A 7,384-nucleotide genomic window follows, 5' to 3' on the forward strand; every position below is an offset into this window, starting at 1 on the left:
AATTATCGAACGGTCGTACTTTTATATGCGCACTATCTACAGACACAGCATGTGGCGCCATCCGCGCCACTTTCAAGGCAGGTAATCAGATGAAACCCATGAAACTTTCCCGTTCCGAATTCATCAACATCCGCGGCGCCCGCACGCATGTGCGCCACTGGGGCCGTGTAGGCGCGCCCATCCTGTTCATGGTGCACGGCTGGATGGACGTGGCCGCCTCGTTCCAGTTCGTCGTCGACGAGTTGCAAGGCGACTGGCACGTGATCGCGCCCGACTGGCGCGGCTTTGGCCTGAGCGACTACACGCAGTCCGACACCTACTGGTTCCCCGACTACCTGGCCGACCTGGACGCCATGCTGCTGCACTATTCGCCGGATGCGCCCGTCAAGCTGCTCGGTCACAGCATGGGCGCCAACGTGGCGGGCCTGTACGCGGGCGTGCGCCCGGAACGCATCAGCCGCTTCATCAATCTGGAAGGCTTCGGCATGATGGCAACGCAGCCGGAGCAGGCGCCGGGCCGCTACGCCAAGTGGCTAGCTGAATTGCGCGAGCCGCCCGTCATGCGCAGCTATCCGAGTCAACAGGCCGTGGCCGAGCGCCTGCAAAAGACCAATCCGCGCTTGCCGGACGACCGCGCGGCCTTTCTGGCCGGACACTGGTCGGCGCAGAACGAGGCGGGCGAGTGGGACATCCTCGGCGACCCGCGGCACAAGCGGGTCAATCCCATCCTGTATCAAGTCGAAGAAGTGATGGCCTGCTGGCGCCGCATTACGGCGCCCGTGCTGTGGGTGGAGGCTATTGAGACGAATATGTGGCAGTGGATGGGGCCCAAGGAGCAGGCGCGCATCGAGATCGACCGGCGTTTGGCCTGCATCAAGGATGTGCGCTGCGAGATGATGCTGGACGCGGGCCACATGCTGCATCATGATCAGCCGGCGGCATTGGCGCGCCTGGTGGAAGCATTTTTGGCCTGATGTGTGTCTGGAACGCTGCAGCGCGATTTGACAAGCAGCGTACAATGAAAACTTCTTCCATGCTGAGCCCGTGCAGGGTATTGTTTTCACATGCTTAAAGTTGACCTGCATTGTCATTCGAATATCTCCGACGGCGTACTGCAACCGGCCGCCGTGGCTGCGCACGCCCGCAAGGCCGGCGTCGACGTGTGGGCGCTGACGGACCACGATGAAGTGTCCGGCGTCGCCGCCGCGCGCGCGGCCGCGTTGGACCTGGGCATGCGTTTCGTGGCCGGCGTGGAAATTTCCATCACCTGGGCCGGCGAAACCGTGCACATCGTCGGCTTGCAAGTCGATGAAAACAACCCGGGCCTGGTGCAGGGCTTGCACCAGACGCGTTCGGGGCGCGACGCGCGCGGCCGGGAGATTGCCCGCCAGCTGGACCTGGCCGGCATCCCCGACGCCTATGAAGGGGCCTTGAAATTCGTCGGCAACCCGGACCTGATGTCGCGCACGCACTTTGCCCGCTACATCGTGGAAATGGGCAAATGCGCGAACATCCCCGACGTGTTCAAGAAATACCTGTCGGAAGGCAAGCCAGGCTACGTCGAGCACCGCTGGGCCACCCTGGCCGAAGCCGTGGGCTGGATACGCGGCGCGGGCGGCGTGGCCGTCATCGCCCATCCGGGCCGCTATCGCTTCAGCGACATGGCGCAAGGCGTGCTGTTCGATGAATTCAAGCAACTCGGCGGCGTGGCCATCGAAGTCGTGACGGGCAGCCACAGTCCGGGCCAGTATCCGGAATACGCGCAGCTGGCCAACGCCTACGGCTTCCTCGCCTCGCGCGGCACGGATTTCCATGCGCCGGGCGAGTCGCGCGTGGATTTTGCCATGCTGCCGCCTTTACCATCGAATGTAACGCCCATCTGGCACGACTGGTTCTAGCTTGCAGCCAGGCAAATCTGCTGCGCGGCGCGCTTTGCGGCCGGCGATGCTCGCTGTACTAAAGTACAGCTGCGCTTCTCGGCCACAAATCACTGCCGCTCGCGACGATTTTCCTGGCTGCCGATGCGCTGGCGTATCGCCATAGCTGCTTGAAAATACGCCTGTCCGTACTTATCTTTTCGTTATTCTTGTCATACATAGTCATCTGGAGCCATCGCCCATGAAACGTATCGTCCTTTTTATCGCAACCAACCTGGCCGTGATGCTGGTGCTGTCGCTCGTCCTCAGCTTGTTGGGCGTGGGCAATCCGGCGCGGGGCAGTACCCTGAACCTGGGCAGCCTGCTGGTGTTTTCGCTGGTGGTGGGTTTCACGGGCTCCATCTTTTCCCTGTTGATCAGCAAGCCGATGGCCAAGTGGAGCACGGGTGCGCGCGTCATCGACAACCCGACCTCCTCGACGGAATTGTGGCTCGTCAATACCGTGCGTGCGCTGTCCGAGCGGGCTGGCATCGGCATGCCGGAAGTGGCCGTCTACGAAGGCGACGCGAATGCGTTTGCCACGGGCGCGTTTAAAAATTCGGCGCTGGTGGCCGTGTCGACAGGCTTGCTGCAAAGCATGAACCGCGATGAAGTGGAAGCCGTGCTGGGCCACGAGATCGCCCACGTCGCCAACGGCGACATGGTGACCTTGACCCTGATCCAGGGCGTGGTGAATACCTTCGTCGTCTTCATGGCCCGCGTGGTGGGTTTCTTTGTCGATAATGTATTGCTGAAAAATAACAACCGCGAAGGCGGCGGACGCGGCATCGGTTACTTTGTGACCGTGATGGTGTGCGAAGTCATCTTCGGCTTGCTCGCTTCCATCATCGTCGCCTGGTTCTCGCGCCAGCGCGAATTCCGCGCCGATGCCGGTTCCGCCAAGCTCCTCGGCAGCCCCACGCCGATGATGCATGCGCTGGCCCGCCTGGGCGGCGTGCCGCCGGGCGAACTGCCGCAATCGATGCAGGCGCTGGGCATCAGCGGCGGCAATGGGGGATGGGGCGCGCTGTTCGCCACCCATCCGCCCATCGAACAACGCATCGCCGCGCTGCGCGGCGTACAATAATGCTAACTTAACAAGCTGGTTCGCCAGAACGCTTACACATGAGTCAATTTTTTCATATTCACCCTGAGAATCCGCAATTGCGCCTGATCAAACAGGCGGCGCAGATCATCCAGTCCGGCGGCGTCGTGGCCTTGCCCACGGATTCCTGCTACGCGCTGGTATGCCAGCTCGACGACAAGGGCGCCGTCGAGCGCCTGCGCCGCATCCGCGGCGTCGATGAAAAGCACCATTTGACCCTGCTGTGCCGCGACTTGAGCGAGCTGGGCGTGTACGCCCGCGTCGACAACCGCCAGTTCCGCCTGCTCAAGGCGGCCACGCCGGGAGCCTACACGTTTATCCTGGAGGCGACCAAGGAGGTGCCGCGCCGCCTCAGCCATCCTTCGCGCAAGACCATCGGCCTGCGCGTGCCGCAGCACCGCATCGTGCAATGCCTGCTGGAAGAGCTGGGCCAGCCGCTGCTGGGCGCGACATTGACCCTGCCCGGCGACGAAGACAGCCTGACGGATGCCGACACCATCCGCGAGCGCCTGGAAAAACTGGTTGACCTGATCATCGACGGCGGCGTCTGCGCGCATGGTCCCAGCACCGTGATCGACTTGACGGGGCCGGAACCGGAAGTGGTGCGCGTGGGACGCGGCGACCCGGCCGTGCTGGGCTTGTAGAGGGGCATCGCACATCTGTTGCGGCGCCGCTCTTCATCTGTTCTTAATGACAACGTAAGAAAGGCCCCAGGGTGCCTCTGGTAGAATCGCGGTCATGAGCGATTTCAATACGATAGTCCAGACCGTTGCGGTGTACCTGGTGCCGGTGCTGTTTGCCATTTCCCTGCACGAGGCGGCGCATGGCTATGCCGCCCGTTATTTCGGCGATCCGACCGCCTCCGACGCGGGCCGCCTGAGCCTCAATCCGATCCGGCATATCGATCCTTTCGGCACGATCTTTCTGCCGTTAATGCTGTATTTCACGATCCAGGTGCCGTTCGGCTATGCCAAGCCGGTGCCCGTCGATTTCAGCCGCCTGGGCAATCCGAAGAAACAGATGGCCTGGGTGGCGTTTGCCGGGCCTGGCGCCAATTTCGTCATGGGCCTGGGCTGGATGATTGCCTTTGTCGTGCTCAGCGTGCTGCCGCCGACGGAAATGGGCATGTTTTTCCGCAAGATGGCAGGCGCCGGCGTCAGCGTCAATGCGGCCATGTTCGTCTTTAACCTGATTCCCGTGCCGCCGCTCGATGGCGGACGCATCATGACGGGCTTGCTGCCGATGCAGCTGGCGCGCCCGTACGCCAGCATCGAGCGCTACAGCCTGTATGTGTTCGGCGCCCTGGTGCTGCTGATGTACACGGGCATCCTGAACCGCGCCCTGCTGACGGCGATCGAATTTGTCATAGGCATTTTTGTCACCGTGGTCACGCCCCTGACGGCCCTGTTGACTTGATGCAAGCAACTGGATGGTTGTAAATAATTGATGGAAGTACCGATGCAAGTAATTGAACCAACAGTAGAAACCGAAACGATTTCCGGCTGGCTGCGCCGCTGGGCGCCCCTGATTCCCGGCGGCGAAGTGCTGGACCTGGCCTGCGGCGCAGGCCGCCATGCGCGCCACCTGGTGAGCCTGGGCCACCCCGTGATCGCGCTCGACCATGATCCGGAAGTGCTGGAAAAGGCGGCCGGCGCGGGCATCACCACCTCGCTGGTGGACCTCGAAGCGCCGGGCGCCGTGTGGCCCTTCGCCCCAGGCCGCTTCGCCGGTATCGTCGTCACCAATTATCTGCACCGGCCCTTGCTCGAGGCGATGGTGGCCAGCCTGGCGCCCGATGGCGTGCTGCTGTATGAAACGTTTGCCGAGGGCAATGAACAGTTCGGCAAGCCGTCGAATCCGAAATTCCTGCTGAAGGAAGGCGAAATGCTGGCCTGGGCGGTGCAGCAGGGCTTGCGTGTGGTAGCGTATGAGGATGGGCGCGTGGAACAGCCAAAAGCTGCTCTAGTGCAACGAATTTGTGCCGTCCGGCCGGATTTTCCACGGCTGGCAGCCCTGCTGCCGACGTTTTGAGCGGCCATACTATGTCAGAATGCACCACAGGCGCGGGCTATCCGCTACAATCGTTGTTTTATTTATCGGCGCTATAAACTTACTATGATCAAGGGCAGCATTGTAGCAATCGTCACCCCGATGCACGCAGACGGCAGTCTGGACTTTCCAGGTCTGCGCAAGCTGATCGACTGGCATATCGCCGAGGGTACGGACGGCATCGTCATCGTTGGCACAACGGGCGAATCGGCAACAGTCAGCGTGGAGGAACACTGCGAACTGATCCAGTTGACCGTCGAACATGCCAAGGGACGCATTCCTATCATCGCCGGTGCCGGAGGCAACTCCACGGCCGAGGCCATCAAACTGACGCGTTACGCGAAAGAAGCGGGCGCCGATGCTGTCTTGCAAGTGGTGCCGTACTACAACCGTCCTACCCAGGAAGGCATGTACCAGCACTTCAAGGCCATCGCCGAAGCCGTCGACATCCCTGTCATCCTGTACAACGTGCCTGGCCGCACGGTTGCCGACATGAGCAACGAGACCATCGTGCGCCTGTCCGCCATCCCGAATATCGTCGGCGTGAAAGATGCGACCGGCAATATCGGCCGTGGCATCGACCTGCTGCGCCTGGTGCCGGCCGACTTCGCCGTGTACTCGGGCGACGATCCGACGGCCATGGCGCTGATGTTCTGCGGCGGCCACGGCAACATTTCCGTGACGGCCAACGTCGCGCCGCGCGCCATGCACGAACTGTGCGTCGCGGCCATGGCGGGCGAGCGCGCCACGGCGATCGCCATCAATAACAAGGTATTCCCTCTGCACCAGAAATTGTTTGTCGAGCCCAACCCGGTGCCCGTCAAATGGGCGATGGCCGAAATGGGCCTGATGCCGGCCGGCATACGCTTGCCACTGGTGCCGCTGGCTGAAAACTGCCATGCCACCGTGCGCGATGCCTTGCGCGACGCCGGTGTCCTGTCTTAAGGCCGAACTTCAAGCCCGGACTTGACCAGTCCGGACCTTTCCTGATTCCAGCTGCTACTTAGCTTCTTATCCAGTTACGACATGACTAATTGCAAGAAAACCAAACCGGCGCCTGCCACCATCGCCGTCCGCGGCATCGTCATCGGCGCCGTCGCAGCCAGCCTCGCGGGCTGCGGCATGATCAGTTCGGTAGTCGGCGGCGACAAGGTCGACTACAAGTCGGTCAAGAAAGCCGGCACCCTGGACGTGCCGCCTGACCTGACACAATTGCAGCAGGATAACCGCTACTCCTTGCCCGACGCGAAAAACGGCGTGGCCACGGCTTCCGGCTACAACGCGCAGCGCAATGCCACGGCCGGTACCCCCGTCGTCGTGGGCGCCGACGGCGTGGTCGGTGTCGTGCCTGTGACGGCCGGCGGCGTGAAGGTCGAGCGCGCGGGCAACCAGCGCTGGCTGGTCGTCAAGCAGTCGCCTGAAGTGCTGTGGCCGCAGCTCAAGCAGTTCTGGGAAGATTCGGGCTTTACCATTGCTGTCGACCAGCCGACGGCTGGCATCATGGAAACCGAGTGGAACGAAAACCGCGCCAAGGTGCCGCAAGATTTTATCCGCAGCACCATCGGCAAGGCCTTCGATTCGCTGTACTCGACCGGTGAAAAAGACAAGTTCCGCACCCGCGTGGAGCGCCTGGCCGACGGTTCGACCGAGATCTACATCAGCCACCGCGGCGTGGAAGAGGTCGTCACGGGCCGCGACAAGGAAACCACCACCTGGACCGCTCGCCCGAACGATCCGGGCCTGGAGGCGCAATTCCTGGCCAAGCTGATGACGCGCCTGGGTGCCGCCAGCGACGATGCGCAAGCGAAGACGGCCGTCGATGCCGCCATCGTGCAGCCGCAGCACGCCAAGCTCGTGGGCGACGCCGCCACGCCGGCGCGCGGCATCGAAGTCGATGAAGGTTTCGACCGCGCCTGGCGCCGTGTCGGCCTGGCGCTGGACCGCGTCGGCTTCACCGTGGAAGACCGCGACCGCACGCAAGGCACGTATTTCGTGCGCTACGTCGATCCGGACGCGGTCAAGAAAGATGGCTTCTTCTCGAAACTGTTCAGCTGGGGCTCGTCGTCCGACAAGGACAAGGAAGCGCAGCGCTACCGCGTCCTGGTCAAGGCCGGCACTGGCTCGACCAGCTTGGTCAGCATCCTCAGCAACGAAGGCAAACCCGATACCTCGCCAGTGGCCGAGAAGATCCTGGGTCTGCTGAATGATCAGTTGAAATAAGCGCTACATTCGCGGCAGGCATCAGGACCTGCCGCGCATAAAAAAGGCTGGCCAGGGAAACCGGGTCAGCCTTTTTTATTGCCTGCGTCCGGCG

Annotated in this window: 8 protein-coding genes; all 8 read left to right on the forward strand. The window is 62.4% G+C overall.

Translation table 11 applies throughout. The features are described 5' to 3' along the window. Positions 1–98 precede the first annotated feature (98 nt). A complete protein-coding gene (locus AC0V2Y_RS09675) occupies positions 99–974 on the forward strand; it encodes an alpha/beta fold hydrolase (protein WP_475417265.1) in 876 nt (291 codons plus the stop codon). 90 nt (positions 975–1,064) lie between these two features. Further along, the gene (locus tag AC0V2Y_RS09680; RefSeq protein ID WP_475417266.1) at positions 1,065–1,898 is read left to right on the forward strand and encodes a 3',5'-nucleoside bisphosphate phosphatase; all 834 of its coding nucleotides are present in this window, start codon (positions 1,065–1,067) and stop codon (positions 1,896–1,898) included. 220 nt (positions 1,899–2,118) lie between these two features. Then, positions 2,119–3,003 (forward strand): protease HtpX, encoded by an 885-nt coding sequence (gene htpX, locus AC0V2Y_RS09685; protein ID WP_070303511.1) that lies wholly within the window; start codon positions 2,119–2,121, stop codon positions 3,001–3,003. A 38-nt stretch (positions 3,004–3,041) separates the two neighbouring features. Next, on the forward strand, positions 3,042–3,665 hold the full coding sequence (locus tag AC0V2Y_RS09690) for an L-threonylcarbamoyladenylate synthase (protein WP_436503514.1): 624 nt from the start codon (positions 3,042–3,044) through the stop codon (positions 3,663–3,665). Positions 3,666–3,759: 94 nt separating this feature from the next. Next, complete coding sequence (locus AC0V2Y_RS09695) at positions 3,760–4,437, forward strand: site-2 protease family protein (RefSeq protein WP_475417267.1); 678 nt, start codon at positions 3,760–3,762, stop codon at positions 4,435–4,437. Positions 4,438–4,479: 42 nt separating this feature from the next. After that, entirely contained in the window at positions 4,480–5,052 is a 573-nt protein-coding gene (locus AC0V2Y_RS09700) for a class I SAM-dependent methyltransferase (RefSeq protein ID WP_475417268.1), read from the forward strand. A gap of 84 nt (positions 5,053–5,136) precedes the next feature. Then, positions 5,137–6,015, forward strand: a complete 879-nt coding sequence (gene dapA / locus AC0V2Y_RS09705; protein WP_086136194.1) for a 4-hydroxy-tetrahydrodipicolinate synthase — start codon at positions 5,137–5,139, stop codon at positions 6,013–6,015. A gap of 81 nt (positions 6,016–6,096) precedes the next feature. Beyond that, positions 6,097–7,290, forward strand: a complete 1,194-nt coding sequence (gene bamC, locus AC0V2Y_RS09710) for an outer membrane protein assembly factor BamC (RefSeq protein WP_475417269.1) — start codon at positions 6,097–6,099, stop codon at positions 7,288–7,290. Positions 7,291–7,384: the final 94 nt, after the last annotated feature.

The sequence above is a fragment of the Janthinobacterium sp. BHSEK genome, from assembly GCF_056174685.1.